Source organism: Mesorhizobium sp. AR10, assembly GCF_024746795.1.
In the GTDB taxonomy this organism is placed as follows: Bacteria; Pseudomonadota; Alphaproteobacteria; order Rhizobiales; family Rhizobiaceae; genus Mesorhizobium.
Genome location: NZ_CP080524.1, coordinates 5,603,463 through 5,629,142, shown reverse-complemented (window position 1 = coordinate 5,629,142; position 25,680 = coordinate 5,603,463). Strand labels below are relative to the sequence as shown.

Below are 25,680 nucleotides of genomic sequence, written 5' to 3'. Positions count from 1 at the left end.
GCGCCGGGCGCCTTGGCGTTAAGCCACCTGCCTTAGGCCATGATGCGCATTTGCATTTTCGGGCAGCGATTCCAGTGCCGCCTGCAGCAGGATGTCGGCGAGGCGCGCCGCAACCGGGTCGAGCTCGGCCTCCTTGCGATGCAGGAACAGCGCTATGTCAGGCAGGGCAGGCAACCCGGCGATCTCAGGCGTCATCGCCCTGACAGTGGCCGGCAGGCCGATATCGGTGCGGATCGTCAGCCCCAGCCCAGCTGCGACGGCTGCCCAGATGCCGCCGAGGCTCGGGCTGGAAAAAGCCATTCGCCACGACAGGCCGGCGCGGTCGAGCGTTTCCGTCGCCACCGAGCGCAGCAGGCATGGCGCTTCCAGCGCCACCAGCGGCAGCGCCTCGCCATCGCGCAGGCTGGTCTCGATCAGCTTTGCCGGGCCGATCCAGCGCATCTGGACGTCGGCGACATGCCGGCTGTAAGGCAGCGTCGGGCCACTGTGCCAGGCGAGTGCGATGTCGAGGCTGCCTGAGGTGATGCGGTCGGCAAGCTCGTAGCTGCGCGCGATCCGCGCCTCGATCTTGACCTTGGGATGGGCGCGGGCAAACCGCCCGAGCACTTCGGGCAGCACTGCCTCGCCGAAATCTTCCTGCAGCCCGAGTCGCACCCAGCCTTCCAGCTCGACATCGTGGATGGCGGACACCGCCTCGTCATTGAGCTCAAGCAGCCGGCGCGCATAGCCGAGCATGGTCTCGCCGGCCTCCGTCAACGCCAGGCCGCGCCCCGATTTGCGGAGGATAGGCGTCGCTGCCTGCTCCTCCAGCTTCTTTAGTTGCGCGCTGACCGCCGAGGTCGAACGGCCGAGCCGGTCGGCGGCCTTGGCGAAACTGCCCAGTTCCATGCCGGCGACGAAGCTTCTGAGAACATCGAGGTCGAGGGTCACGCGTCGCACGGCAATAGTCCTGTTTTTTGGGATATATGATCAAAAACTTCCTGATATTCAGGATGAAGCTATGGCGATAGAGACAGCACGTCAAGACCCCGGCCGCGCCGGTCCATCCAAGGAGCCTGTCCCATGTCAGCTGTCGTTTCCGATTCCGATTGCAAGCCGGGCAAGCATCTGTGGCAGCCGGGCACGGCCATTACGCCGTCCGCCGTCGCGGCATTTCGGTCCAATCATCGCTGGAAGGTGCTCGGCATCGGCGTTGCCGCCAATGCCAGTTTCTCCGCCACCTTTGCCGGCATCCCGGCGACAGCGGTGTTTCTGCGTTCAGGCTATCATCTCTCCAACGGCAATCTCGGCCTGGTCCTTGGCCTTCTCGGGCTGGGGGTTGCCTTGAGCGAATTGCCCTGGGGCTTGCTTACCGACCGCTGGGGCGATCGCGGCGTGCTGTTGATTGGTCTCGGCGCGACGGCGGCCTGGCTGCTGCTCATGGCTTTCTTCATCGTACCGTCAGCGGCTTATGTACCTGGCGTTGCGATGCTGGCCGCATGCCTTCTGGTCACCGGCCTTCTGGGCGGGAGTGTCAACGGCTCCAGCGGCCGCGCCATCATGGCCTGGTTCCACGAGGGCGAGCGTGGCTTTGCCATGAGCATAAGGCAGACGGCGGTGCCGCTCGGCGGCGGGCTCGGCGCGCTCGTCTTGCCGTCGCTGGCGTCTGTGCATGGTTTCGCGCCGGTGTTCGGGTTGCTGGCGGCCTCGAACGTTGTCTCGGCGCTGTTCGCCTGGCGCTGGCTGCACCAGCCGCCCGAGATCGGTCCCAAGATCGGCGTTGCCGGCAGTAATGACATCGCAATGTCGGCGGGTCCGGCGCCGTTGCGCAATGTCGAAGTCTGGCGCATCGGCATCGGCATCGGCCTGCTCTGCTTTCCTCAGGTGGCAGTGCTCACCTTTGCCTCCGTGTTCCTGCACGACTTCGCCGGCATGGGGACGCTGGTGATCAGCGCCAGCCTTGTCGCGGTCCAGACCGGCGCCATGGTCATGCGCGTCTGGAGCGGCCGCTACACCGACCGCCATGGCAACCGCCGCCCGTTCCTGCGCCTGTGCAGCGTGTTGAGTGCGGCCGGCTTCGCGGCTCTTGGCCTGCTGGTGTTGGCGGCGGTCGCCTTGCCGGGCGCCCATCCGGCGCTGATGCCGGCGATTGCGGTGCTACTGGTCGCTGCCGGCATCTCGGTCTCTGCCTGGCACGGCGTCGCCTACACCGAAATGGCAACGCTTGCCGGCGCGAGCCGTGCGGGAACGGCGCTCGGCCTCGCCAACAGCTTCGTCTTCGTCGCCTTCTTCCTGGTGCCAATAGCCATTCCGGGCTTGCTGATTGTCGGGTCGTGGGCGGGCGTGTGGTTGGCTGCGGCACTTTGCGCGCTGATCGCCTGGCCGATCTTGCTTCCGCCTGATCATCGCCGCAAAAGCGCCTGACTCCGCAACGACACGAAAAACTCGATTGAACCTGTTAACGCCCCATCAAGGTTAATGCATCATTGTGCCTCTCCAGTGGGTCCGTTGCGTTTTCTGGAGAGTTCAGTGCATCGACGTGTTTTGAAGCGGCTTGTCGCCGCCGCCGGTGAGAAAAAACGTTCCTTCCTGTCTCCGTTCATCATCGGGCTCGGCATCTGGGTCGGCTTTCCGACCGATATTGCCTATCAGGATATGACGAGCCTGGTTTCCGGCCTCGATGCGCCGAACGCCCGCTGGAACGCCTATGTCGAGAAATCCGTCGCCGGCTCGGTCCACGCCGCCGAAATGCCTTTCGTCGATTCCGTCAGCACCGGCTCGATTTCGGGCTCCGGCGTCCGCTTGCCCGGCATCGGCAACGTGTCGTTTCGCGGCAAGGGCAGCGTGGCCGGCGCAACGCCTGACGAGGACCGCGTCATGCGCGCCGACAAGAAGGGCCGCATCATCGAGGTCTCGCCGGTTGCGCCGCCGAAGAACTTCAACGCCGGCTCGATCTTCGAGCGCACCTCCTCGCTGCTGCGCCCGAGCATGGACAGCGGCCTGAAGCTGGCCTTTGCCAAGCCCAACATCAAAGGCAGGGAGATCCAGATCGCCCAGGCCTTCCATATCAGTGTGGACAAGAAGCCCGATCCGGGAATGCCGGCCATGCTCGCGGCCCTGGTCAACAATGACAAACCGGACGTGCTGGCCACCGCCTATGCCCAGGCCGAGCCCGACTACGCCAAGGCATCGCCGTTCGAGGCGCTGTTACAGGACGAGGAGCCGAACAGCGGGCGCTTCATTCCGCCAATGGCCAAGGGCGACCACTCCTGGATCCAGAACCCGCTGCCGGCCAGCGTCTTCTCCAAGAAGGAGCAGGCCTGCCTTGCCAACGGCATCTATTTCGAGGCGCGCAGCGAATCCGTGCGTGGCCAGGCTGCCGTTGCCCAGGTCATCCTCAACCGCGTCCGCAATCCGGCCTATCCGAATTCGATTTGCGGCGTCGTCTACCAGAACGACAACTGGCTCAACCGTTGCCAGTTTTCCTTCGCCTGCGACGGCCGCAAGAAGCGCATCAACAGCCCCGCCCACTATAAGATCGCGCAAGATGTCGCCATGGCGGTCACCGCCGGCAAGATCTTCATTCCGGAGGTGGGCTCATCGACCCACTACTATGCCAATTATGTCCATCCGGGCTGGGCGCGGACGATGCACAAGATGACCAAGATCGGCCTGCATATCTTCTACCGCACCTATGGCGGCGGCTGGAGCTGAGCGCTCCGGCAGCAACCACTCAATTCGGGCCGGAAGGGCTCCGAGCGCGACCGATCGAAGACCGGTCGCCGCAAGGATTCGGGCGGTGCATTCCCGCTGCCACGTCGGGCACGATGTCGCACCTTTCCAAGCCATTGATTTCAATAGAAAAAATACATAGCTTTGAAGTTCCACCCGTGGCTTGACGGGCGCAAACCCTCTAACTATGTTGCCGGCGACTTTACAAGCGGACGGACGGTGACGTTCTGACCGGGCAGGGGGGTTCGATGGCCGACAAGAATGGGCCAGACGGAACCGGAGAAACCGGCCGCGGCAAACAGCATGAAGCCGACATCCGCGACGACGATCTTGAGCGCCGCCGGCGCGATCTTGAAGCATCGCTTGCGACAAGGCGGCCGGACCGGCTCGAGGGGAAAGACGGCGCGAAAGCGGGCAGTGCGGCCGGGTATGGCCAGGCACTCAAGCTGTCCAGCGAGTTCATCGCCGGGATAGTGGTTGGTGTCGGCATCGGCTGGATCATCGACCGCCTGGCGGGGACATCGCCATGGGGTCTGATCGTGTTTCTGCTGCTGGGCTTCGGCGCCGGTGTGCTCAATGTCCTGCGTTCTGCGGGGCTGATGGCCGAATTCGGACAGCGCGACAAACCGCGCGATCCGAAAGAATGAAGTGAGGCGCTGCTTGCCGGCGCGATGAACAGGACACTAAAGTCGCGCGCGGCTTTGATGGGGATGTAAAGTGGCTGCTGACAAGGTCGATCCGATCCACCAGTTCCATATCGTCAAGCTGATTCCGATCAACATCGGCGGCTATGACCTTTCCTTCACCAATTCGGCGCTGTTCATGGTCGCGACAGTGGCCGTCGCATCGGCGTTTCTCTACCTCTCGACGTCGAGCCGCAGCCTGGTTCCTGGCCGCCTTCAGTCGGTTTCGGAAATGGCCTACGAGTTCGTCGGCAACATGCTGAGGGACGCAGCCGGAACGCAGGGCATGAAGTTCTTTCCCTTCGTGTTTTCGCTGTTCATGTTCGTGCTCGTCGCCAACCTGCTCGGTCTGTTTCCTTACTTCTTCACCATCACCAGCCACATCATCGTCACCTTCGGCCTCGCCGCGCTGGTGATCGGAACCGTCGTCGTCTACGGTTTCATGAAGCATGGCTTCGGCTTCCTGAAGCTGTTCGTACCGCATGGCGTTCCGGTTTACCTGTTGCCGCTGGTGGTGCTGATCGAAGTGATTTCCTTCGTCTCGCGCCCGGTCAGCCTTTCGGTCCGTCTGTTCGCCAACATGCTGGCCGGTCACATCACGCTGAAGGTGTTTTCGGGGTTTGTCGTCAGCCTGAGCGCGCTCGGCGCGGTCGGCGTGGCGGGATCCATCCTGCCGCTGGCCATGGCGGTGGCGCTGACGGCGCTGGAACTGCTGGTCGCCTTCCTGCAGGCCTACGTCTTTGCCGTGCTGACCTGCATGTATCTGAACGACGCCCTGCATCCCGGGCATTGACCAAGAGTTTCCGGCATTGCTGCCGGATGGAATCGCAACGGAATTTTAGATCCAAAGGAGTTGAACACATGGAAGCAGAAGCAGCAAAGTACATCGGCGCCGGCATCGCTTGCCTGGGCATGGGTGGCGCGGGCATTGGCCTGGGCAACATCTTCGGCAGCTACCTGGCGGGCGCGCTGCGCAATCCGTCGGCTGCTGATGGCCAGTTCGGCCGCCTGATTTTCGGCTTCGCCGTGACCGAAGCTCTGGGCATCTTCTCGCTTCTCATCGCGCTTCTGGCCCTGTTCGGCTGAGCCCCGTTCGGTCAAGCGTTGGGAAGATTGGACAGGCCGGCCGCAACCCTGCGGCCAAGCCTGATATCAGGGGATAGTCCATGTTCGTGACATCTGCCTTTGCGCAAGAGTCCGCGCCCGCCGTCGAAGGCGGCCATACCGGCACGGAAGGCGACACGCATTCCGGCACCGGCGTGCCTGCCGAGGCGCATGGCACGTTCCCGCCATTCGATCCGGCGACGTTCCCGTCGCAGCTACTGTGGCTGGCGATCACCTTCGGGCTGTTCTACCTGTTCCTGAAAAAGGTGGTGATGCCGCGCGTTGGTGGCATCATCGACGTTCGCAACGATCGCATCACGCAGGATCTCGACCATGCCGCCCGGCTGAAGGGCGAGGCTGACGCTGCTGTTGCCGCCTATGAGCAGGAACTGGCGGAGGCCAAGGCCAAGGCCAATGTCATCGGCCAGCAGGCCAACGATGCCGCCAAGGCCGAAGCCGAGACCGCCCGCAAGAAGGTCGAGGCTGCCCTCGACCAGAAGCTCGGCGAGGCGGAGGCCCGCATTTCTTCCATCAAGGCCAATGCCATGAAGGAAGTCGGCACGATTGCCGAGGATACCGCTTCGGCCATCGTCGAGGCACTTCTCGGCGGCAAGACCAGCAAGGCCGAGATCGCGGCTGCGGTCAAATCCGTGGCCCGGTGAGGAGCGCATCATGGACGCCACATCTCTCGCGACGCTTTGGGCCACGGTTGCCCTCATCATTTTCCTTGGCATCGCCGTCTACATCAAGGTGCCGGGCCTGATCGCCAAATCGCTCGATGCCCGCGCCGCCAAGATCGGCAACGAGCTTGAGGAAGCCCGCCGGCTGCGCGACGAGGCCCAGCAATTGCTCGGTCAGTACCAGCGCAAGCGCAAGGAAGCCGAGCAGGAGGCCGCCGACATCGTCGCCGCCGCCAAGCGCGAGGCTGACATGCTTGCCGCCGAAGCGCACAAGAAGACCGAGGACTATGTCGCCAGGCGCACCGCGTTGGCCGAGCAGAAGATCGGTCAAGCCGAGCGCGATGCGGTCGCTGAAGTGCGCGCCAGCGCCGTCGACATCGCCGTCGAAGCCGCGCGCACGCTGCTTGCCGGCAAGGTCGACGCCAAGGCCGGCGCAGACCTGTTCAAGGCCTCGCTGCAGGACGTGAAGTCCAAGCTGAATTAAGCTGATCGCGTCGATCAGATCATCGAGAGCCGCTCGGGAAACCTGGCGGCTTTTTGTTGTTGGCGCGGATGATCTCCCCCTTTGAGGGGTAGATGTCGCCGAAGGCGACAGAGGGGGTCGCTTCGACTGGACGCGACGCCCTCTTTTTCGGTGAAGAAGAGGCCGGCCCTTCACGCGTGGCGACCCCCTCTGGCCTGCCGGCCATCTCCCCCTTAAGGGGCCTGTTGCGTTACTAGGGTGGGAGGGCAAGAGGAGAAGTAAGGGCCAATTCGGAGTGCCCTTCGGCGCGGGCCTGTCGCCGGATGGGTTAGGGTTTGGCGTGTTGGGCGGATTTCGGGCGCAGTGCGGCCCTGGATCAGGTCGCCAGCGTCACCCAGCGGCGCATGTTGAAGGCCATGACGGCGATGAGAACCTGCCCAGCCGCCTTGGCCAAGCCGCGATAGCGGATGGCGCGAAGCCGCATGCGGTTCTTCCATGTGGCAAAGGTGGTCTCGACAGCGAAACGCTGCCGCGCGATCAGCCGGTTGAAGCGCTGCAGGCGCGCCGGCAATTGCGGATGATGCTTGTTGGCCCGCCGCATCAGCCGCGGCTTGATCCCACGCTCCTTCAGCGACAACTCGCGCGCCTTGGTATGATAGGCCGCATCCGCCAACACCGCGCCTTCGTCGCCACAGATGAGATGGTCTGCTTCCACCGTGTCGTTGACGTTGGCCGCCGTCGTCCTCACCCGGCGGATCAGGCCGGACCCCTGGTCGACGCCGACATGCGCCTTGTAGCCATAGGAGGAGCCAGGCTTGCCCTGCCGGCGCGTGAAGCCGGCATCGGGATCGCCAGCCTCGCCGGCCTCTTGCGCCGCTCCACTGGGCGGCCGTGCCGCTGCCGTCTCGATAACGGTGGCGTCGAGCATCGTGCCGCGCCGCAGGATCAGCCCCGCCTTGTCCAGCTGATGGTCCAGTTCGCCGAACAGCTTCTCCAGAAGCCCGGCCTCGACGAGAAGATTGCGAAAGCGGTTGAGCGTGGTGTGGTCGGGCACCGTCTCCTCGAGCGTCAGGTCGACGAAGCGCCGAAACGACAGCCGATCGGCGAGCGCCTCCTCCAACTCGCTGTCCGACAGCCCGTACAAGGACTGCAGAAGCAGTGCCTTGAACATCACCAGCGAACTGTAGGCAGGACGGCCCGGGCCGCCGGGCGAGCGCAGCCGCGCCAGGATCTTCTCGAAGCGATACCACTTCACAAGCGACGACAGCCGGTCCAGCCGCCCGCTCCGACCAAGACCCTGCGGAAGCAGAGCCTCCACAAAACTGAACTGCCCGCTCGGCTTCGTCGTCATCGAACGATCCTCCTGTCAAAAACAGGGAATCACAACCAGCCAATTTTGCAACAGGCCCCTCAAGGGGGAGATTAGGTGTCGCAACCGCCTTCGCTCACTCCAGGCCGGCGAAACTCTCGTCTTCGACTACTTCCGCACCGCCAAGCCTGAACGGCGCGAACGACACGCGGTGCAGCCGCGCCACCGGCCCGTGCACCTCGATCGCCGTGCGGTGGCGCGCGGTGGCGTAACCCATATGGAGCTCGAATCCGTAGCGGCCGTGGTGGCTGCCGCAGCCGCACATCATGCGGTCGCGCATCACCTTGGCAACGATCGAGGCGGCGGCGATCGACTGCGAGCGCTGGTCGCCCTTGATCAGCGCGCGTCCCGCGCAAGGCAGGCCCGGCGGCACGTCGCGGCCGTCGGCCAACGCCAGTTTGGCTTGTATGGGCAAGCCGACCAGGGCGCGGCGCATGGCCTCGAGGCTGGCTTTCAGAATGTTGCTGCCGTCGATGCCTTCCGCACTGATCGAAGCCATCGACACGCCGAAGGCGGAGCCGAGGATTTTCAGGAACAGCGCCTCGCGCTGCAGGTGGCTCAGGCGCTTGGAATCGTCGAGGCCCTCAGGGATGTTGGCGGGGTCGAGCACCACCGCCGCGGCGACGACCGGTCCGGCGAGCGGGCCGCGGCCGGCCTCGTCCATTCCTGCCACCGGCCACAGCCCTTCGGCCATCGCCTTCGTTTCGAAGGAGAAGTCGGGCTTCTCGACGATTTCGAAAAGAAGCGGAGAATCGGAACGCGCGCGAGCCATGGTGCGGCGAGGTTCGCATTGGCTCCGATTCTCCGCAAGTCCCTCCGGGTCGGGTGAGGCACCGGATCGGGAGGGCACCGTCTGCGGACCCGGGGACAGGACAGGCCAGACGGGATTCTTGTCTGCGCCGGGCCACTAGCCGGCCGGCGCGGAACACTTCATCAAAGCAGCATCAACTGCTCGGTTGCATTGGTCGCGGCGACGAACTGGTCGGTCCTGAGCATGCGCCGCTCGGCGTTGAGGCCGAGCCGCTTGGCGGCGATCTCGAAGCGCCGGCCAATCTGCCAGGCATAGGGGCCGGCGCCCTTCATGCGCTTGCCCCATTCCGAATCGTAGTCCTTGCCGTCACGCATCGAACGGATCAGCGACATGACGTGGCGATAGCGGTCGGGATAGTGGCGCAGCAGCCAGTCCTTGAAGATCGGGCTGACCTCCAGTGGCAGGCGCAGCACGACATAGCCGGCCTCGCGCGCGCCGGCAGCACGTGCCGAATCGAGGATGCGCTCCATCTCCTGGTCGGTGAGGCCGGGGATGATCGGCGCCACCATTACAGAGGCCGGAATACCGGCATCCGAAAGCTGCCGGATCGCCTCCAGCCGCTTGGTCGGCGTTGACGCGCGTGGCTCCATCGTCCTGGCCAGCATCCGGTCCAATGTCGTCACCGACAGCGCCACCTTGGCGAGCCCGCGTTCGGCCATCCGCGACAGGATGTCGATGTCGCGCGTCACCAGAGCGGACTTGGTGACGATGCCGACCGGATGGCCGCGTGCCTCCAGCACTTCGAGGATTTCGCGCATGATCCGGTACTGCTTCTCGATCGGCTGGTAGGGATCGGTGTTGGTGCCGATGGCGATGGTGCGCGGCTGGTAGCCGTCCTTCGACAATTCCTTGTCGAGCAGCCGCGCCGCATCCGGCTTGGCGAACAGCTTCGATTCGAAATCCAGTCCCGGCGACAGGCCCATGAAGCTGTGCGTCGGCCGCGCGAAGCAGTAGACGCAGCCATGTTCGCAGCCGCGATAGGGGTTGATCGAACGGTCGAAGGAAATATCCGGCGACTCGTTGCGGGTGATGATGGTGTGCGGCCTCTCGACCTGCACCTCAGTCTTGAAAGGCGGCAGTTCCTCAAGCGAATTCCAGCCGTCGTCGAAGACATGCCGGCTGACCGGCTCGAACCGGCCGGAGGGGTTGATGCCGGCGGACCGGCCGCGATTGCGGTCCGGACGGACGCGCATTCCGCTCTGCTCGATCATCGCATTCGCCATCTCGGCTCTTCCTGCCCCGAAGGCTGCAATGTCCGCACGCACGATATGTTCCATTTTCGCCCTCTCCCAGGGACTGTCGTTCGGCTGTCGAATCGCTCTGTTCATGAAACTATTCCTATTTTGCCGAAGAGAACAAAGCAAGAACTTTTTATTGTGCGATGCAAAAACTGGCGCTGCGTCGGGCTTTCCGCTATTCGGCTAATGATGCTCAGCGTTCTCATTGAAACCCTGAATAACGAAGAGGGCCTTGCCCGCACGCTTGCCTCGCTGATCGGTGGCGCGGTCGAGGGCGTGGTGCGCGATGTCATCGTCTGCGACACCGGTTCGACCGATCAGACGCACCGCGTCGCCGAGCATGCCGGCTGCCATTATGTGAGCGGTGGTATCGCCGCTGGCATCAGGCAGGCGAAAGGCGAGTGGCTGCTTTTGCTGGAGCCGGGCGCACGGCTGGCGGAGGGTTGGATCGACGAGGTCGTCGCCCACACCGCCAGGCAAACCATGCCGGCGCGGTTCTCGCGGGCGCGGGGCAGCCGCACACCGTTCCTGGCACGCGTCTTTTCAGGGAACCGGGCGTTGGCCGAAGGGCTGGTGATCAGCAAGCGGCAGGCTGCGGCTCTGTCGAAGAATGCGCGCAGCGCCGAGGCTATTGCGCGCGGCCTTGCGACCAAGAGGCTCGACGCCGAAATCTGGGTGGCGCCGACTAAGTGATGTCTTGCTTCCCCGTTCACGGAGCGAGGGGGGTGTTATCCGCTGAGTTGAGCCGAGGAAAACCCCGCCTACGCTGTCTTGGCACCGCGCCGCAGATGCTCGTCTAGCCGCGGCATGATCTCGACGAAGTTGCAGGGCATGTGCCGGTAGTCGAACTGCGGCTTGAGAATGCCGTCCCAGGCATCCTTGCAGGCGCCGGGCGAGCCCGGCAGCACGAAGACGAAGGTGGCATTGACGACGCCGCCGGTCGCCCGGCTCTGGATCGTCGAAGTGCCGATCTTGTCATAGGAGATGCGGTGGAACACCTCGGAAAAGCCGTCCATGCGCTTTTCGAAGATAGGCTCAAGCGCGTCCGGCGTCACGTCGCGGCCGGTGAAGCCGGTGCCGCCGGTGGTTATGACGACATCGATGTTTTCGTCCCGCGACCACTCCAGAACCGTGTCGCGGATTTTTTCCTTGTCGTCGGTGACGATGTCGCGGGCGGCGAGGATGTGGCCGGCCTCCGTGATGCGATCGGCAAGCGTCTGGCCGGATTTGTCGTCGGCGAGGCTGCGCGTATCGGAAACGGTCAGCACCGCGATGCGCACCGGAATGAAGGAACGGCTTTCGTCAATCCTGGCCATATCAGTCGGCCTCCGATGTCATGCTGCGCGTCGCTGCGACGAACCAGTCCGGTTCACGGCCGCGGATCTCGGCAGCCGCGCGCTTGGCGACATTGCCGGTCTCGAACAGCCCGAAGCAGGTCGCGCCGGACCCTGACATCCGCGAGAACCCCGACCCGGCCCTGTTCAGCATCGAAAGCGCTCTGCCGATGGCGGGCTGTATCGCCAGCGCTGCAGGCTCGAGATCGTTGCGCGTGATCTCCAGCCAGTTGCGGACGCTGTGGAAGTCGAAAGTACGCGGCAGCGGCGGCAGTCCCTCATTGTCGCGACGCGACAGCGCGGCAAATACCTGCGCTGTGGAGACGGCAGTGCCGGGATTGACCAGAACCAACCCAAGGGCGGGAAAACCCGGCACGATGGACAATTCGTCACCGACGCCGCGTGCGATCAACGGCTTTGCCGCAAGGCACATGGGCACGTCGGCGCCGAGCGAGAGGCCGATCTGGGCCAGTTCGGCATCGTCGATGCTCAGCCCCCAGGTTTGGGCGAGCCCGCGCAGCACCGCCGCGGCATCGCTAGACCCACCGCCGACGCCGGACGCGACCGGCAGGTTCTTTTCGAGCCTGATGGCGACCGGCGGCGTCTGTTCGAGGCCGGCCGCATCTCGCAGCGCATCGCGTGCTTTCACCACCAGATTGCCGCCGTCGAGCGGGACCGCCGACGCGTATTTGCCGGACACGGAAAATGCGTCGCTGTCGGCAAGCTCCGTCTCGACCCTGTCGCCGAAGCGCGTGAACACGGCCAGGCTTTCGATCATGTGATAGCCGTCGGCGCGCCTGCCGGTGACGTGCAGCGCAAGATTGATCTTGGCATGCGCATGCCACGTCCGGGCCTCGGAATGCACTGTCTCAGCGGTGAGGGGGATGATGTTCAGTCCTTGGCCAGGCGGTATTCGCCGGTCTTCGGATCCTTGACCAGCGTGCCGATCGTGCCGTTGGCCGCCTGCTTTTCGGTGCGCCGAATCTTGGCCGTCACCCGCTGGGCTTCCCTGACGAAGGAGCGGTAGCCGACATAGGCCAGGACGCCGACGGCGACGAAGAAAATGATCTGTGGCACGTCAAAATTCCTCCCTCGCAAGGCCGGCAAAGGCGGCCGGTCGGGTCGGTTGAAGTCTCATGCTAGACGTTTTTGCCGGCTTTTCAAAGCCCGAAGCGCGCCCACTGTGCGCGTTCTTCCGCCGCATCGACCATGCCGGTCGCAGCAGCAGCGGCGATATCGGGTGCTGAAAACCCGTGGCTCGAGCCGAACAGGCCGAACCGGCTGAGGAAGCCGCGCGGCGTCGTGATCAGCTTGAGCTGGGTTTTTGCCCCGAATCGGGTCTTCAGCACGGTGCGCATGTCGCCCAGCGCATCGACGAGGCCGAGCTCCAGCCCCTTCTTGCCGGTCCAGAACAGGCCGGTGAACAGGTCCGGATCATCCCTGAGCTTGCTTCCGCGCCGGTCCTTGACGAGGTCGATAAAGGTCTGGTGGACCTCGAGCTGCAGCGCCTTCAGCCGCTCGACGTCTTCCTTTTTCTCCGGCTTGAACGGGTCGAGCACCGCCTTGTTCTGGCCGGCGGTATGGACGCGGCGCTCGACACCGATCTTCTTCATCAATTCGGGAAAGCCGAACGAGGCTGAGACCACGCCGATCGAACCGACGATGGAGGACGGATCGGCAAAGATTTCATCGCCGGCGACCGCGATCATGTAGCCGCCCGAAGCCGCCACGTCCTCGACGAACACCAGCACCTTCTTGTTTTTCTCGCTCGCTAGGTCGCGGATGCGTTTGAAGATCAACCGCGACTGCACCGGCGAGCCACCCGGTGAATTGATCGAGATGGCGACCGCCGGTGCTTCGAACGAAAACGCCTTCTCGATTAGGCCGGCGGTGGATGCGATCGACAGGCTCGGCCGGAACTGGCCGCCACCCGACAGGATGGTGCCGTGCAGCCGGATGACGGGAATGGTGACGACGGTGGAGCGCCAGGATTTCGGCAGTAGGCGGTTCAAGAGGCGTTTCACGAGGTGGCTGTCTCCGGTCAATTTGCTCGAACGCATGTAGGGATTCGCCGGCCAACGGCAATGCCGCGGCGCCGGCCGGTCAAAATGGATCAGTCGCCGAACAGCGACGCCAGGCCGTTGTTGATCATCTCGGTCCGTTCCGACGGGCCGTCGCCCGATTGTGCATGCAGCATCAGCGGCGGCCGGATCGACAGTTTGCCGCGCGCTCCGAGTGCTGCCCTGACGACGATGCGGATCGCCGCCGCCTCGGGGCGGGGATGGACGGCCAGCATCTCGGCATCGCCGAAGCGGCCCGATATCGCCTCGAGCAGAACGCCGAGCTGCTCCGGCCGGGCAATGACGGCAAGCCCGCCGCGCGGCCGGACCACCGCCGCCGCACTGCGGATCCAGCTGTCGAACAGTCCGTCCTCCATCACATGCGCCTCTTTCCTCAGCGCGTCAGGCGTGGCGCGATCCTCGGCGGCGTTGAAGGGCGGGTTCATGATGACGAAGTCGAAGGCATTGTCGGCAAGGCCGGCTTCGGTTCGCGCCCGGCCCGACAGCGTGACATCGGCGGAAAGCACCGAGGCGCGGTTGCCGAGATGGGCATTGCCGGGGTGGGCAAGCGTCGTTGCGGCGAAGGCCGCCATTTCAGGAGAGCGTTCGACCAGCACGGCCTCGGCACCCGCACAGCGCGACAGCACGGCCAGGCCCGCGGCACCGGCGCCGGCGCCGAAGTCGGCGAGGCGCCCGGAAAAGGCGGACGGCACGGCAGCGGCCAGCATCATGGCGTCCATGCCGGCGCGATGGCCTCCCTGCCTCGGCTGCACCAGCCAGAAGCGCCCGCGATGAAAGGCGTCGACCGTGTGGGCCGGCGTGTCCGGGACATGGGCGGCTTGCGGCGCCGACATTATTTTTGGCGGATTTCGTTGGCGATGCCGGCATCCGTCAGGATGCGCCGTGCCATATCGGCCTGATCGGCGTCGACCATGATCCGCCGCGGCAGGATGCCAATCGAGCCGTCGAGCACGCTCATGTTCTGGTCGGCGACGAAAAAGCCGATGCCGGCATCGCGCATCAGCGATTCGACAAAGGAGATGATGACGGCATCGTTGGTGCGGATGAGCTCGATCATTGCATGAAACTCGCAGCTTGCGGCGTTTATGTAAACGTGGGCGGACCCAAGTACCAGAGCAGCCGCGCCAATTCGCCTCTTGCCGTGCCCGTGGATGCCGCCCTAGAGTCCATGCAGGGACAAGGGCCGTCGCGCGCGTGATATCAGGACGGGAGTGATTGTAGTGGGTGTCGTTCTCAACATAGAAAACGGGAAGCGGGAAGCCGCCTCCATCAAGGACCTCATCGACCTGACGGCGGCCGACATGGGCCGCGTCAACGAACTGATCCTGTCGAAGGCCGGTTCCGACGTCGAGATGATCCCGGAGGTTGCCAACCATTTGATCTCCTCGGGCGGCAAACGGCTGCGGCCGATGCTGACGCTCGCCGCCGCCCAGATGTTCGGCTATTCCGGCGAAGGCCACGTCAAGCTCGCCACATCAGTCGAATTCATGCACACGGCCACGCTGCTTCACGACGACGTCGTCGACGAGAGCGGCATGCGCCGCGGCAAGAAGACCGCCCGCATGATCTGGGGCAACCAGGCAAGCGTTCTGGTCGGCGATTTCCTGCTCGGCCAAGCCTTCCGCATGATGGTCGATGTCGGCTCGCTCGAGGCGCTCGACATCCTGTCCAGTGCCGCTTCGATCATCGCCGAGGGCGAGGTGATGCAGCTTGCCGCCGCAAAGAACCTCGAAACCACCGAGGATGAGCATTTCGCGGTGATCAAGGCCAAGACCGCGGCGCTGTTCTCAGCCGCCGCCGAGGTCGGTCCGGTCATCGCGCTGGCGACGCGCAACGATCGCGCAGCACTCCGCTCCTACGGCATGAATCTCGGCCTTGCCTTCCAATTGATCGACGATGCGTTGGACTATGGCGGCTCCAGCAAGGATCTCGGCAAGAATGTCGGCGACGATTTTCGCGAGGGCAAGGTAACGCTGCCGGTGATTCTCGCCTATCGCCGCGGCACCAAGGCCGAGCGCACCTTCTGGAAGCGTGCCATCGAGGACAATGTCACCGACGACGCCGGGCTGGAAAAGGCGATCGGCCTGATGACCCGCCACGGCGCGATTGCCGACACGATCGGGCGTGCCCGCCATTTCGGCGAGATCGCCCGCGACGCGTTGGCGCCGCTGGAAGCAACGCCGCAGAAATCGGCGCTGATCGACGTCATCGATTTCTGCATCAGCCGGGTGAACTGAGCCGGTGAACTGAGAATCGTCCCGGTATTTACCGCTGGCATTTGCAATCCCGATGCAATTGTCTCGACAATCGGCCGCGCCGCAAATTATCTATAAAAAATGGCAAAGGGCACAGACGACACCATCGCCGTCCGAATCAGCAAGGTGCTGGCGGACCGCATCATCTCGGGTGCAATCGAGCCCGGCGCCCGACTTCGGCAAGACCATATCGCCGAGGAATTCCACACCAGCCACGTCCCCGTACGCGAGGCCTTCCGCCGTCTCGAGGCGCAAGGACTGGCAATCGGCGAACCGCGCCGCGGGGTGCGCGTGGCGTCCTTCGATCTGGGTGAGGTCAAGGAAGTCGCCGAAATGCGGGCAGCGCTCGAAGTGCTGGCGCTGCGCCATGCCGCGCCGCATCTGACATCGGCCATCCTCGATCTGGCCGAGGAGGCGACGAAGGCCGGCGACAAATCCCGCGATGTCCGCTCGTGGGAGGAAGCCAACCGCATCTTTCATCGGCTGATCCTTGCGCCTTGCGGCATGCCGCGCCTTCTGGCCACCATCGATGATTTGCACGCGGCAAGTGCCCGCTTCCTGTTCGCCGCCTGGCGATCGGAGTGGGAGATCCGCACCGACCAGGATCATCGGGCGATCCTGAGCGCGCTGCGGCAAGGCAACACGGACTCCGCCGCCGCGACTCTCGGGCGGCATGTGCAATGGATCGGCCGCAAGCCGGTCAAGACCGCCTCCGGAACGACACGCGAAGCCTTCGCAATCGTCGGCTAGTTCGCGTCCGTCGCGATTCTGCGGCGTCGAATTGGGGCGATTCGCCCACCCCGAGAAATGCCACACCGAGAAATGCCGCGGTTTTTCGCCGCAAAAATCCTCCCTCTCACAGGTCGGGACGGCTTTCTGCAGGCAGCAGGGTTGCTATCGCGCAGAAAGTATGGATTCGATAATAGATTGATTGAGAAAATTATCTATAATTCGAAACCAACCCAAGGAAGCCAACATGACAGACATCGCCTTTTCGTCCTCCAAGTCGTCCTTCAGCCCATTGCGTCTGCAAAGCCGCTCTCTCGGCTGGCAGGTTGGAGCCGTAGTCCTCGGCACGCTGTTTCTGGCGCTGTCGTCCTACATCGAGGTGCCGATGGTGCCGGTTCCCGTGACCATGCAGACCTTCGCGGTGACGTTGATCGGTGCGCTCTATGGCTGGCGGCTTGGCGCCATCACCATCGCAACTTGGCTTGTCGAAGGCGCAGTCGGCTTTCCGGTGCTGGCCGGCGGAGCGTCCGGTGTGCAGCATTTCCTCGGCGCGACGGGCGGCTATCTCTTTGCCTTCCCGCTCACCGGCGCGCTTGTCGGCTGGCTGGCCGAACGCGGCTGGAACGGCAACAGGGTCGTGCTCGCCTTCGCCGCCATGGTTCTCGGCAACCTTGCCTGCCTGGTTCTCGGCACGGCCTGGCTTGCCGCCATGATCGGCGCCGAAAAAGCCGTCACGTTCGGCTTTCTACCGTTCATCGTTGGCGGCTTGCTCAAGTCGGCGCTCGCCGCTGCAACGCTCAAGCTGTTGTCCGGCAACAAGGCGCCGGCACATCCCTGATCACAAGCGATGACCATAAGGCTGCGCTCACATCATCTCCTTTGCCTGCTGGCCTATGTCGGCAAGGGATATGGCCCCGCATTTACCGCCAACTATGACGTGATCGCGGAGCGTCTTGGCCGGGGCGAGGAAATCCTGATCGTCTCCGGTCCTGACGACATCTGCGCTCCGTTGCTCGGCGAGCCGGAATCGCATTGCTTGCAGGAGAGCGTTGTCGAGCGAGATCGACTCGCTGCGCGAGACGTAGGGGAACTACTGGCCCGGCCGATCCGGGCCGGTCTCCGTCTCGATCTCGACGCGGCAACCTTGACCGCGATGCGGCGGGCTTTCGCGACAGGCCTGACGCGCAATGCCTGCCTGGGCTGCGAGTGGGTAGAACTGTGCAGTGTGGTCGCGGCGGGCGGCTATCAGGATACCCGTGTGCAGCGGCCAGACCCGTCGAAACAGAGCTAAACAAACACGGCATCTGCGCCCCGAGGGATTGCCGTTGCCAAGCCTTCCCACCGGAGAGGTCGGATTACTCTTTTCACGCGGATGACTTCGCTATTGCCATGGTTTATTATTCGGGTGACCCGATTGTGAATTCAGCCTGGATTGAAGCCTGACCCCAAAAAGGCCATGCTTTGTCGGGAAAAGATCGAGTCTACGGCGATCCCGCTGACGCGGGTCTCGCGTTTGGCTGAAAGGGATACGATGCGGCAAGGACGTGCGCGCTGGCTGACAGGCCTGGCAATTGTGACGGGCATGGCGATCTCGGGTCTGCCGGCCTATGCCAAACAAACCACCGAACCGGTCAAGATCACGTCCTTTTCGGGAGCCTATCTCGCCGCCCGGGTCGCCGAAGGCGACAACGACCTCGACAATGCCATCGCCTATTACAAGCAGGCGCTCGCCTTCGATCCCGGCGACACCTCCTTGCAGCAGAGCCTGATGCTGTCGCTGATCGCGCAAGGCCGTTTCGACGAATCCCTGGTCTATGCCGACAAGCTCAAGGAAGTTCCCGACGTCGAGCGTTTCTCGCGCCTGGCGCTGGCCGTCGATTCCTTCCACAAGAAGGATTTCACCAAGGCCCAGTACTGGCTCAAGCTGTCGCTCGAATCCGATCTCGACCGGCTCATCTCCGGCGTCATGTCCGGCTGGGCCGAGCAAGGCGCGGGCGACGCCACCGGGGCAATGGCCTCCGTGGACAAGCTCCAGGGTCCGGACTGGTTCGGCCTGTTCAAATCCTTCCATCGCGCGCTGATCGCCGATGCGTCGGGCCTGTCCGAAAAGGCGGATGCGATCTATGCTGCCACCCTGCAGGACACCACCGCAGGTGGTGCTGCCCCTGAAACGTGGCTGCGCAACGCGCAGGCCTACGCGTCCTTCCTTGCCCGCAAGGGCGACAAGGACAAGGCGCTGTCGGTGCTCGACCAGGCCGAGGCATTTGCGCCAGGCAAGGTGGAAATCACGGCACTTCGCGACAGGATCGCCAAGGGTGAAAAGATCGGGCCCTTCGTCACCGGTCCAGCGGACGGCGCCTCGGAAATCCTGCTCGACCTTGCCACCGCGCTCAATCGCGGCGGCGGCGAGCCGTTCGTCCGCCTCTATCTGCAATATGCCTTGGCGCTGAAGCCCAACAGCGATGCTGCCCTTGTGCAACTCGCCGCCGTCTCCGAGCAGTTGAAGGACGGCGAGGGGGCCATCGCGCTGTACCGCCGCATTCCCGATTCTTCGCCGCTGAAGGAGCTTTCGGACCTGCAGCTTGGCCTCAACCTTGCCGATCTTGACCGCCACGAGGAGGCGATCGCCCATCTGAAGGCGTTCGTCGATGCCCACCCCGACGACATGCGCGCCTATCTGGCGCTCGGTGGCGTCTATTCCTCGAAGGACGATTTCCGCTCGGCCGCCAATCTCTATGATCAGGCGGTCGCGGTGCTGAAGAACCCGATTGCGGCCAACTGGAACGTCTTCTACCAGCGCGGCATCGCCTATGAGCGGCTGAAGGAATGGCCAAAGGCCGAGCCGAATTTCCGCAAGGCGCTGGAACTGTTCCCCGACCAGCCGCAGGTTCTGAACTATCTCGGCTATTCCTGGGTCGACATGAACATGAACCTCAAGGAAGGCCTGGCGATGATCCAGAAGGCCGTCGATCTGCGGCCGAGCGATGGCTACATCGTCGATTCGCTGGGCTGGGCCTATTTCCGGCTCGGCAGGTTCGATGATGCGGTGCGCGAAATGGAGCGTGCCGTGTCGCTGAAGCCGGAAGATCCGGTGCTGAACGACCATCTCGGCGACGCCTACTGGCGCGTCGGCCGCAAGCTTGAGGCCACTTTCCAGTGGAACCAGGCCCGCGACCTGAAGCCGGATCCGGACGTGCTTGTCATTTTGCAGCAGAAGCTGCTGAAGGGCCTGCCGCCGATCGTATCCAACACGGCGCAGGAAACCCCGAAGGTCAAGCCCGAGCCGGCGACTGCCCCGAAAGGGTGAATGGTCCTGATTTCCAAAAAAACGGGGCCGATTTCGGCTCCGTTTTTTTGATCAGAACAGTTTTCGATAGACGACAAATCCGGAGCGTTCCCCGACCTTGTCGTAGAGCTTCATCGCCCTGTGGTTGGTTTCATGCGTCAGCCAGTACACCCGGCCTGAGCCGGCGGCTTTCGCGCGGTCGTAGACGCCGTTGATGAGCGCCCTGCCGACGCCTTTCCCGCGCGAAGCCTCCGACGTGAACAGGTCCTGCAAATAGCAGTTCGGCGCGATCGCCGTGGTGCTGCGGTGGTAGAGGTAGTGCACGAGGCCAAGAAGCTGTCCTTTGCTCCCTGTGTCTCCCCGGCTTTCTGCAACGAGTGCATCCATCGGCTCATAGGCATCGAAAAAACGGGACCAGGTCATCTCCGTGATCTCATTCGGCAATGCTGTCTCGTCCGAGCGGCCGTAAAACGCGTTGTAGCCGTCCCACAGCGGCAGCCATTGGTCGAAATCCTGCCGCGTGACGGGGCGGATCGTGATTGGGCCGGACATTTTGCACCTGCTGTCGTTTGAACTGTGATGGACCTCGTCAGCAGACTGCAGCTGCCCTTGGCCGGCAATGGGCCAACTCTTGCCAAGCGTTCGGCATTGCTCACGCCGGCTGCGGCCGGCGCCTTGCCTTGACGCTTGGCGGTCGGCGCTCTAGGGAGTGCCCCATCCCGCCGCTCCGTCGAGGCCGCCGTGACCGCTGATATTCCTGCCCACATGCATCCCAGCCGCTCCTTCCAGGGTCTGATCCTGACCTTGCACAACTACTGGGCGGACTATGGCTGCGTCGTCCTCCAGCCCTACGACATGGAAGTCGGCGCCGGCACCTTTCATCCGGCAACGACGCTGCGCGCGCTCGGGCCCAAGCGCTGGAACGCCGCCTATGTCCAGCCATCGCGCCGGCCCAAGGACGGGCGCTACGGCGAGAACCCGAACCGGCTGCAGCACTACTACCAGTATCAGGTGATCCTGAAGCCCAATCCGCCTAACCTGCAGGAGCTCTATCTCGGTTCGCTGGCGGCGATCGGCGTCGATCCGCTGCTGCATGACATCCGCTTTGTCGAGGACGACTGGGCAAGCCCGACGCTGGGCGCCTGGGGGCTGGGCTGGGAGTGCTGGTGCGACGGCATGGAAGTATCGCAATTCACCTATTTCCAACAGGTCTGCGGCATCGAATGCGCGCCGGTGGCGGGGGAGTTGACCTACGGGCTGGAGCGGCTGGCCATGTATGTGCAGGGCGTCGACAACGTCTACGACCTCAACTTCAACGGCCGCGAAGGCGCCGACAAGGTGACCTATGGCGATGTCTTCCTGCAGGCCGAGCAGGAATATTCGCGCCACAATTTCGAATTTGCCAACACCGCGATGCTGCTTCGACACTTCGAAGACGCCGAAGCCGAGTGCAAGGCGCTGCTCGAAGCCGGCGCGCCGGCCTCGAACGACAATCTGGCGATGCACAGGATGGTGTTCCCGGCCTACGACCAGTGCATCAAGGCCAGCCACGTCTTCAACCTGCTCGACGCGCGCGGCGTGATTTCGGTCACCGAACGGCAGAGCTACATCTTGCGGGTGCGCAATCTGGCCAAGGCCTGCGGCGAGGCGTTCCTGCTTACGCAGGCGGGTGGGGTGGCAGCTTAGCTCCTCATCGATGAGAGGGTGAAGGTTTCCATCGTCTGCAAGGCGCGGCGAACGCCCGGCATCGCGAACGAACCATGGACCTGCGCAGTGAAGCAGGCGCTGAGCGCGAGGATCTGCAGGAATGTCGATGCCGTCTTCATGGTCGTTCAGCCAATAGCTCTCTGTCTGAGCGTGGGTCGCTCCAGCGCTGCGTTCGGTTCATGGAAATCTTTGATCCAAGGACGGATCGGTTCACCCGATCCCGACAGGCCATTTAAAATTTCGGAAATCGTCGGCAAATGCGCCGATCGCACAGTCAAGGGTGACAGCGGCCAGACGAGTTGCTATGCCCCGCCCGGACCATTCTCCCGCGCGAGCTGACCCGATGCCTGACCTGCTATTAGAACTTCGCTCCGAGGAAATCCCCGCGCGCATGCAGCGCAAGGCGGCGGGCGACCTCAGGAAGATGTTGACCGACGGCCTGGTCGAGGCCGGGCTGACCTATGAGGCGGCGCGCGAATACTGGACGCCGCGACGCCTGGCGCTCGATATCAGGGGCCTGACCGCGCGTTCGAAGGACATTCACGAGGAGATCAAAGGTCCCTCGACGACAGCACCCGAACAAGCGGTCCAGGGTTTTCTGCGCAAGGCTGGTCTCGCCTCGGTCGCCGAGGCGCATGTTCATTCCGATCCGAAGAAGGGCGACTTCTATGTCGCCCACATCTCCAAGCCGGGCAGGGCGGCAGAAGAGATCATCGCCGAACTGGTGCCGGGCATCATCCGCAGTTTCCCATGGCCGACATCGATGCGCTGGGGGCCGGCCTCCGCAGCGCCAGGCTCCTTGCGCTGGGTGCGGCCGCTGCAGTCCATCCTGTGCACTTTCGGTCCGGAGACCGAGGAGCCGGTGGTGGTCGATTTCGAGATCGACGGCATCCGCTCCAGCAACATCACCTACGGCCACCGCTTTCATGCGCCTGATGCAATCACCGTGCGCCGCTTCGATGATTATTCCACCAAGCTGGAGGCGGCGAAGGTCGTGCTCGATGGTGACCGGCGCAAGGAGATCATCCTTGCCGACGCCAGGAACCTCGCCTTTGCCAACGGGCTCGACCTGGTCGAGGACGAGGGATTGCTGGAGGAAGTGTCGGGCCTGGTCGAATGGCCTGTCGTGCTGATGGGCGAGTTCGAGCAGGATTTCCTGGCCATTCCCGCCGAGGTGATCCGGCTGACCATCCGCGCCAACCAGAAGTGCTTTGTCACGCGCCCGCAGGGTGCCGGCGAGAACCTCTCCAACCGCTTCATCCTCACCGCCAACATCGAGGCCAAGGACGGCGGCAAGGAGATCGCGCACGGCAACGGCAAGGTGGTGCGCGCCCGCCTGTCCGACGCGCTCTATTTCTGGAAGACTGACCAGGGCGACGTTCCGGACCTCGGCGACCTGAAGGCGTCGGCGGAAAAGTTCGGGCTCGATCTCAACAAGCCGCTCGACCAGCGCATGGCCCGCCTCGACCATCTCGGCGTCACCTTCCATGCCAAGCTCGGCACGCAAGGCGAGCGAGTGGAGCGGATTGCGCGGCTTGCGGAGGAATTGGCGCCGATCGTCGGCACCAACCCTGCGCTGGCGCGTCGCGCCGCTGTCTTGGCCAAAGCTGATCTGACCACCGAGGTCGTCGGCGAATTCCCTGAATTGCAGGGCGCCATGGGTCGCAAATATGCGCTGCTGCAAGGCGAGCATCCTTCGGTCGCAGCCGCTATCGAGGAACACTACAAGCCGCAAGGCCCGTCCGACCGCGTGCCGACCGATCCGGTTTCGATCGCTGTCGCACTGGCCGACAAGCTCGACACGCTGGTCGGTTTTTGGGCGATCGACGAAAAGCCGACCGGATCAAAAGACCCCTATGCGCTGAGGAGAGCGGCGTTAGGGGTGGTGAGGATTCTGATTGAGGATGGGGCGAATGTTTCGCTCCTCCGTTCGATGATGTCTCCGATACTGGCGGCGTATATGAAATTTCAGCGTGAAGGGTCGCGCCCATATCTTGAGGCCGCGGATCGCTTGGCATCAGCCGGTCTCGCTACAACAACTTACAGAGCCGAAATTTATGACCGCCTCTTAGGACAGTCGGGGAGAGAGGCCTTTGCGGAAGAGACACCTGAGATGGCGTGGCGCTTGAGCCTCGACCTCCTGTCCTTCTTCCACGATCGCCTGAAGGTCTACCTCCGCGACCAGGGCGCGCGCCACGATCTGATCGACGCGGTGATCACGCCGCAGGCCGATGACCTCCTGCAGATCGTCCGCCGGGTCGAAGCACTGGGCTCGTTCCTCGACACCGAGGACGGCAAGAATCTGCTGGCCGGCACCAAGCGCGCGGCCAACATTCTGGCTGCCGAGGAGAAGAAGAAAACGACTATCGCCGAGAACGTTGAGCCGGCGCTGTTTCGCGAAGATGCCGAGAAATCGCTGTTTGCCGCGGTGAATCAGGCTGAGAGCCAAGCCGGCGAAGCGATTCAAAACGAAGACTTTTCCGGCGCCATGCTGGCGCTTAGCGTGTTGCGTGAACCGGTTGATTCATTCTTTGAGCAAGTGCTCGTAAATGACGAGGACCAGTCCGTGCGCGCCAACCGTCTGGCGCTGCTCGCCCGCATCCGTGCGGCGACCGATCGGGTCGCGGATTTCTCGAAGATCGCCGGTTAGGGCGTCGGAAAAAATTCTGACCGCAAGCCGTTCGAGCCGGCTTACAGTCATATGACGATGATCTCTCCGTGGCAAAAGGGGACTTGTTCCCCAACCCCCACGGAGGCTTCCATGAATTCCGCTCACGAAATCGAAGTGACAGAAGAAACCTCAGGCAACGCCGAGGCGCTTGAATCCGCTTCCGAGACAATCCTCGATCAAGCCGCCGCTGCCGCAATCGAGGCCGCCGACCTGTCGGACGGCGATGAGGATGGCGACGACGAAGACAGCGAACATACGGATGAGAAGGACGACAAAGCTGCTGCCCTCTCGGATGATGACGAGGACGAAGACGAAGATGATGACGACAGCGTGAAGGCCGAAGGCGAAGACGAAGACGAAGACGAAAAGGAAGAGTCCGACGAGGAGTCCTCTGACGACGAGGACAAGGAAGAAGCGGCCTGAGATTTCTCAATCGACGCAGTCACGGAGAGGGCGGCGCTCGCGCGCCGCCTTCTGTTTGTGGTCAGTCTCAGCGGATGCTGACTTGTCAGTTTTCCAAGATGCTGACGCGCACGCTGTTCGAATAGACATCGACCTGGATCAGCGGCTCGCCATTGACGATGGCGCGTCGTGTCGAGGAGCTCATCGCGCCGCCGCGCTCCAGCATGCGTTGCAAATCCGCCCGGTCACTATTGGTCCCGAACCAGTCGTCACCCTCATCGTCGCTGTCGCGCCGGTGGAATTTGTGCCAGTTGGCGCGATCCTGCCGCACCATCTGCGCGGCACTGTCCAGCGCGTAGCCGTCGCTCGCCTGGTGATCCCGGTCGGAAATGCGCGCGACATATGACCCCAGCATGTCGTCGGCACAGGCGACACCTGTGCCCAGCAATGATGCCAGCAACAGGCCGGCCACGGTAGATGATCTTGTCTTGCTCATGAAAAACCCCCTTGCCGACACGCGGCGCTATCAACCTGATGGTGCGCCGGGTGGCGGATCGGCGTCAAGCCGAATGCCGATGACCCTGACCTTACATCGGCTTTGAGACAGTGGGGATCTGCTCCGGCTGCGGCGAAACTGGTTCAGGCTTTGGCTTTGACTCGGGCTGCGCCTCACCGGCAGCCGCGGTCGCTGTCCCTGCAGGCTTGGTCTCATCCGCAGGCTTGGTATCCACCGCTGCCGGCGCGGCGGCAGTGGCCTTGGCCGACGCAGGCGACGCGAAGGCGCCGCCGACTATGCCGCCGCGAATGATCATCGGGCTTTGCTTGGAGCCACGACTGGACTTCGGCTTGTCCGGGATCGCCGCGACGTTTTCATAGGTGACATCGGGCACCGGGTCGCCAAGCGCCACGATCGATGGCGTGGTGGAGGCAGCGATCTTCATCGGTTCGGGCGTGCCGAGCGTGACGACGGATGGCGTTGTCGTCGATGCGCCGAGAATAACGATGGACGAGGCCTGTGCTCCACCGGTCATCGCCGCTAGGGTCAAACCAAGCGCTCCAACCATACGCATCGACACCATGATAAACCCTTTGCCCATGAAGCTGGCACCATAGCGTTCGGGAATTGATGCCACCTTGCGAGGAAACATAGCATTTT

General features: G+C 63.5%; 29 protein-coding genes and 1 pseudogene. 17 read left to right on the top strand and 13 right to left on the bottom strand.

Annotated elements, in window-relative coordinates; translation table 11 throughout:
• Positions 1-18: 18 nt before the first annotated feature.
• A complete protein-coding gene (locus LHFGNBLO_RS31105) occupies positions 19-939 on the bottom strand; it encodes a LysR substrate-binding domain-containing protein (protein ID WP_258603737.1) in 921 nt (306 codons plus the stop codon).
• 123 nt (positions 940-1,062) lie between these two features.
• Here LHFGNBLO_RS31105 and LHFGNBLO_RS31100 point away from each other — a divergent pair, with 123 nt between their 5' ends.
• The 7 genes from LHFGNBLO_RS31100 (at position 1,063) to LHFGNBLO_RS31070 (ending at position 6,662) form a co-directional block, all read left to right on the top strand.
• Positions 1,063-2,403, top strand: coding sequence for an MFS transporter (locus tag LHFGNBLO_RS31100; protein ID WP_258603735.1), 1,341 nt, complete (start codon positions 1,063-1,065; stop codon positions 2,401-2,403).
• A 105-nt stretch (positions 2,404-2,508) separates the two neighbouring features.
• Positions 2,509-3,693: a cell wall hydrolase gene (locus LHFGNBLO_RS31095; protein ID WP_258603734.1), complete on the top strand. Its 1,185-nt coding sequence runs from the start codon at positions 2,509-2,511 to the stop codon at positions 3,691-3,693.
• 266 nt (positions 3,694-3,959) lie between these two features.
• Positions 3,960-4,358, top strand: a complete 399-nt coding sequence (locus LHFGNBLO_RS31090; RefSeq protein ID WP_258603729.1) for an AtpZ/AtpI family protein — start codon at positions 3,960-3,962, stop codon at positions 4,356-4,358.
• Positions 4,359-4,428: 70 nt separating this feature from the next.
• Positions 4,429-5,187, top strand: coding sequence for a F0F1 ATP synthase subunit A (locus LHFGNBLO_RS31085; RefSeq protein ID WP_258603728.1), 759 nt, complete (start codon positions 4,429-4,431; stop codon positions 5,185-5,187).
• Between the two features lie 68 nt (positions 5,188-5,255).
• Positions 5,256-5,480, top strand: coding sequence for a F0F1 ATP synthase subunit C (locus LHFGNBLO_RS31080; RefSeq protein WP_056103679.1), 225 nt, complete (start codon positions 5,256-5,258; stop codon positions 5,478-5,480).
• A gap of 80 nt (positions 5,481-5,560) precedes the next feature.
• Positions 5,561-6,160, top strand: coding sequence for a F0F1 ATP synthase subunit B (locus LHFGNBLO_RS31075; protein ID WP_258603720.1), 600 nt, complete (start codon positions 5,561-5,563; stop codon positions 6,158-6,160).
• Positions 6,161-6,170: 10 nt separating this feature from the next.
• Positions 6,171-6,662, top strand: coding sequence for a F0F1 ATP synthase subunit B (locus tag LHFGNBLO_RS31070; RefSeq protein ID WP_258603718.1), 492 nt, complete (start codon positions 6,171-6,173; stop codon positions 6,660-6,662).
• A gap of 336 nt (positions 6,663-6,998) precedes the next feature.
• On the opposite strand, the pseudogene LHFGNBLO_RS31065 reads toward LHFGNBLO_RS31070, so the two are convergent.
• From LHFGNBLO_RS31065 to LHFGNBLO_RS31055, 3 genes and pseudogenes are all read right to left on the bottom strand, one after another.
• Positions 6,999-7,992, bottom strand: a pseudogene (locus LHFGNBLO_RS31065) (IS5 family transposase); the annotation flags it as partial.
• Positions 7,993-8,086: 94 nt separating this feature from the next.
• A complete protein-coding gene (locus LHFGNBLO_RS31060) occupies positions 8,087-8,782 on the bottom strand; it encodes a ribonuclease HII (RefSeq protein WP_258603714.1) in 696 nt (231 codons plus the stop codon).
• A gap of 161 nt (positions 8,783-8,943) precedes the next feature.
• Complete coding sequence (locus tag LHFGNBLO_RS31055) at positions 8,944-10,098, bottom strand: PA0069 family radical SAM protein (protein ID WP_258603713.1); 1,155 nt, start codon at positions 10,096-10,098, stop codon at positions 8,944-8,946.
• A gap of 150 nt (positions 10,099-10,248) precedes the next feature.
• On the opposite strand from LHFGNBLO_RS31055, the gene LHFGNBLO_RS31050 reads away from it, so the two are divergent.
• A complete protein-coding gene (locus tag LHFGNBLO_RS31050) occupies positions 10,249-10,752 on the top strand; it encodes a glycosyltransferase (RefSeq protein ID WP_258609985.1) in 504 nt (167 codons plus the stop codon).
• A gap of 68 nt (positions 10,753-10,820) precedes the next feature.
• On the opposite strand, the gene moaB is transcribed toward LHFGNBLO_RS31050, so the two are convergent.
• From moaB to LHFGNBLO_RS31020, 6 genes are all read right to left on the bottom strand, one after another.
• The gene (moaB, locus tag LHFGNBLO_RS31045) at positions 10,821-11,375 is read right to left on the bottom strand and encodes a molybdenum cofactor biosynthesis protein B (protein ID WP_258603712.1); all 555 of its coding nucleotides are present in this window, start codon (positions 11,373-11,375) and stop codon (positions 10,821-10,823) included.
• A gap of 1 nt (position 11,376) precedes the next feature.
• Positions 11,377-12,258 carry a 4-(cytidine 5'-diphospho)-2-C-methyl-D-erythritol kinase gene (locus LHFGNBLO_RS31040; protein ID WP_258603710.1) on the bottom strand — a complete coding sequence of 294 codons (882 nt, stop codon included), beginning with the start codon at positions 12,256-12,258 and terminating at the stop codon, positions 11,377-11,379.
• 26 nt (positions 12,259-12,284) lie between these two features.
• Entirely contained in the window at positions 12,285-12,470 is a 186-nt protein-coding gene (locus tag LHFGNBLO_RS31035; RefSeq protein WP_258603709.1) for a hypothetical protein, read from the bottom strand.
• An 83-nt stretch (positions 12,471-12,553) separates the two neighbouring features.
• Complete coding sequence (locus LHFGNBLO_RS31030; RefSeq protein ID WP_258603706.1) at positions 12,554-13,417, bottom strand: S49 family peptidase; 864 nt, start codon at positions 13,415-13,417, stop codon at positions 12,554-12,556.
• Positions 13,418-13,506: 89 nt separating this feature from the next.
• The gene (locus tag LHFGNBLO_RS31025; protein ID WP_258603705.1) at positions 13,507-14,307 is read right to left on the bottom strand and encodes a tRNA1(Val) (adenine(37)-N6)-methyltransferase; all 801 of its coding nucleotides are present in this window, start codon (positions 14,305-14,307) and stop codon (positions 13,507-13,509) included.
• Positions 14,307-14,531, bottom strand: coding sequence for a DUF2007 domain-containing protein (locus LHFGNBLO_RS31020; RefSeq protein ID WP_258603704.1), 225 nt, complete (start codon positions 14,529-14,531; stop codon positions 14,307-14,309). The genes LHFGNBLO_RS31025 and LHFGNBLO_RS31020 overlap by 1 nt, the downstream gene beginning before the upstream one ends.
• 163 nt (positions 14,532-14,694) lie before the next feature.
• On the opposite strand from LHFGNBLO_RS31020, the gene LHFGNBLO_RS31015 reads away from it, so the two are divergent.
• From LHFGNBLO_RS31015 to LHFGNBLO_RS30995, 5 genes are all read left to right on the top strand, one after another.
• Positions 14,695-15,711 (top strand): polyprenyl synthetase family protein, encoded by a 1,017-nt coding sequence (locus LHFGNBLO_RS31015; protein WP_258603703.1) that lies wholly within the window; start codon positions 14,695-14,697, stop codon positions 15,709-15,711.
• A gap of 99 nt (positions 15,712-15,810) precedes the next feature.
• Positions 15,811-16,479: a GntR family transcriptional regulator gene (locus tag LHFGNBLO_RS31010; protein WP_258603702.1), complete on the top strand. Its 669-nt coding sequence runs from the start codon at positions 15,811-15,813 to the stop codon at positions 16,477-16,479.
• A 226-nt stretch (positions 16,480-16,705) separates the two neighbouring features.
• A complete protein-coding gene (locus tag LHFGNBLO_RS31005; protein WP_258603700.1) occupies positions 16,706-17,296 on the top strand; it encodes a biotin transporter BioY in 591 nt (196 codons plus the stop codon).
• A 9-nt stretch (positions 17,297-17,305) separates the two neighbouring features.
• Positions 17,306-17,749: a DUF1284 domain-containing protein gene (locus LHFGNBLO_RS31000; RefSeq protein WP_258603699.1), complete on the top strand. Its 444-nt coding sequence runs from the start codon at positions 17,306-17,308 to the stop codon at positions 17,747-17,749.
• 240 nt (positions 17,750-17,989) lie between these two features.
• Entirely contained in the window at positions 17,990-19,765 is a 1,776-nt protein-coding gene (locus tag LHFGNBLO_RS30995; RefSeq protein ID WP_258603697.1) for a tetratricopeptide repeat protein, read from the top strand.
• 51 nt (positions 19,766-19,816) lie between these two features.
• Here the strand turns inward: LHFGNBLO_RS30995 and LHFGNBLO_RS30990 are convergent, their stop codons facing one another.
• Positions 19,817-20,296: a GNAT family N-acetyltransferase gene (locus tag LHFGNBLO_RS30990; RefSeq protein ID WP_258603691.1), complete on the bottom strand. Its 480-nt coding sequence runs from the start codon at positions 20,294-20,296 to the stop codon at positions 19,817-19,819.
• A gap of 213 nt (positions 20,297-20,509) precedes the next feature.
• Here LHFGNBLO_RS30990 and LHFGNBLO_RS30985 point away from each other — a divergent pair, with 213 nt between their 5' ends.
• The 4 genes from LHFGNBLO_RS30985 to LHFGNBLO_RS30970 are packed head-to-tail and all read left to right on the top strand — an operon-like array spanning position 20,510 to position 24,545.
• Entirely contained in the window at positions 20,510-21,430 is a 921-nt protein-coding gene (locus tag LHFGNBLO_RS30985; RefSeq protein WP_258609983.1) for a glycine--tRNA ligase subunit alpha, read from the top strand.
• A gap of 18 nt (positions 21,431-21,448) precedes the next feature.
• Positions 21,449-21,790, top strand: coding sequence for a hypothetical protein (locus LHFGNBLO_RS30980; protein ID WP_258603689.1), 342 nt, complete (start codon positions 21,449-21,451; stop codon positions 21,788-21,790).
• Positions 21,791-21,794: 4 nt separating this feature from the next.
• Positions 21,795-24,101 carry a glycine--tRNA ligase subunit beta gene (glyS, locus tag LHFGNBLO_RS30975; RefSeq protein ID WP_258603687.1) on the top strand — a complete coding sequence of 769 codons (2,307 nt, stop codon included), beginning with the start codon at positions 21,795-21,797 and terminating at the stop codon, positions 24,099-24,101.
• Between the two features lie 51 nt (positions 24,102-24,152).
• Positions 24,153-24,545: a hypothetical protein gene (locus tag LHFGNBLO_RS30970; RefSeq protein WP_319944192.1), complete on the top strand. Its 393-nt coding sequence runs from the start codon at positions 24,153-24,155 to the stop codon at positions 24,543-24,545.
• Between the two features lie 85 nt (positions 24,546-24,630).
• On the opposite strand, the gene LHFGNBLO_RS30965 is transcribed toward LHFGNBLO_RS30970, so the two are convergent.
• Positions 24,631-25,020, bottom strand: a complete 390-nt coding sequence (locus LHFGNBLO_RS30965) for a hypothetical protein (protein ID WP_258603686.1) — start codon at positions 25,018-25,020, stop codon at positions 24,631-24,633.
• A gap of 91 nt (positions 25,021-25,111) precedes the next feature.
• Complete coding sequence (locus tag LHFGNBLO_RS30960; RefSeq protein ID WP_258603684.1) at positions 25,112-25,621, bottom strand: hypothetical protein; 510 nt, start codon at positions 25,619-25,621, stop codon at positions 25,112-25,114.
• Between the last annotated feature and the right edge of the window lie 59 nt (positions 25,622-25,680).

Excerpts from the sequence above, each read along its gene's own strand:
- LHFGNBLO_RS31090 (WP_258603729.1), top strand. The coding sequence starts at position 3,960 with ATGGCCGACAAGAATGGGCCAGACGGAACCGGAGAAACCGGCCGCGGC.
- LHFGNBLO_RS31080 (WP_056103679.1), top strand. The coding sequence starts at position 5,256 with ATGGAAGCAGAAGCAGCAAAGTACATCGGCGCCGGCATCGCTTGCCTG.
- LHFGNBLO_RS31005 (WP_258603700.1), top strand. The coding sequence starts at position 16,706 with ATGACAGACATCGCCTTTTCGTCCTCCAAGTCGTCCTTCAGCCCATTG.
- LHFGNBLO_RS30990 (WP_258603691.1), bottom strand. The coding sequence starts at position 20,296 with ATGTCCGGCCCAATCACGATCCGCCCCGTCACGCGGCAGGATTTCGAC.
- LHFGNBLO_RS30985 (WP_258609983.1), top strand. The coding sequence starts at position 20,510 with ATGCATCCCAGCCGCTCCTTCCAGGGTCTGATCCTGACCTTGCACAAC.
- LHFGNBLO_RS31020 (WP_258603704.1), bottom strand. The coding sequence starts at position 14,531 with ATGATCGAGCTCATCCGCACCAACGATGCCGTCATCATCTCCTTTGTC.
- moaB (WP_258603712.1), bottom strand. The coding sequence starts at position 11,375 with ATGGCCAGGATTGACGAAAGCCGTTCCTTCATTCCGGTGCGCATCGCG.
- LHFGNBLO_RS31060 (WP_258603714.1), bottom strand. The coding sequence starts at position 8,782 with ATGGCTCGCGCGCGTTCCGATTCTCCGCTTCTTTTCGAAATCGTCGAG.
- LHFGNBLO_RS30995 (WP_258603697.1), top strand. The coding sequence starts at position 17,990 with ATGCGGCAAGGACGTGCGCGCTGGCTGACAGGCCTGGCAATTGTGACG.
- LHFGNBLO_RS31055 (WP_258603713.1), bottom strand. The coding sequence starts at position 10,098 with ATGGAACATATCGTGCGTGCGGACATTGCAGCCTTCGGGGCAGGAAGA.
- LHFGNBLO_RS31075 (WP_258603720.1), top strand. The coding sequence starts at position 5,561 with ATGTTCGTGACATCTGCCTTTGCGCAAGAGTCCGCGCCCGCCGTCGAA.
- LHFGNBLO_RS30970 (WP_319944192.1), top strand. The coding sequence starts at position 24,153 with ATGACGATGATCTCTCCGTGGCAAAAGGGGACTTGTTCCCCAACCCCC.
- LHFGNBLO_RS31010 (WP_258603702.1), top strand. The coding sequence starts at position 15,811 with ATGGCAAAGGGCACAGACGACACCATCGCCGTCCGAATCAGCAAGGTG.
- LHFGNBLO_RS31025 (WP_258603705.1), bottom strand. The coding sequence starts at position 14,307 with ATGTCGGCGCCGCAAGCCGCCCATGTCCCGGACACGCCGGCCCACACG.
- LHFGNBLO_RS31050 (WP_258609985.1), top strand. The coding sequence starts at position 10,249 with ATGCTCAGCGTTCTCATTGAAACCCTGAATAACGAAGAGGGCCTTGCC.
- glyS (WP_258603687.1), top strand. The coding sequence starts at position 21,795 with ATGCCTGACCTGCTATTAGAACTTCGCTCCGAGGAAATCCCCGCGCGC.
- LHFGNBLO_RS31000 (WP_258603699.1), top strand. The coding sequence starts at position 17,306 with ATGACCATAAGGCTGCGCTCACATCATCTCCTTTGCCTGCTGGCCTAT.
- LHFGNBLO_RS31100 (WP_258603735.1), top strand. The coding sequence starts at position 1,063 with ATGTCAGCTGTCGTTTCCGATTCCGATTGCAAGCCGGGCAAGCATCTG.
- LHFGNBLO_RS30960 (WP_258603684.1), bottom strand. The coding sequence starts at position 25,621 with ATGGGCAAAGGGTTTATCATGGTGTCGATGCGTATGGTTGGAGCGCTT.
- LHFGNBLO_RS30965 (WP_258603686.1), bottom strand. The coding sequence starts at position 25,020 with ATGAGCAAGACAAGATCATCTACCGTGGCCGGCCTGTTGCTGGCATCA.
- LHFGNBLO_RS31070 (WP_258603718.1), top strand. The coding sequence starts at position 6,171 with ATGGACGCCACATCTCTCGCGACGCTTTGGGCCACGGTTGCCCTCATC.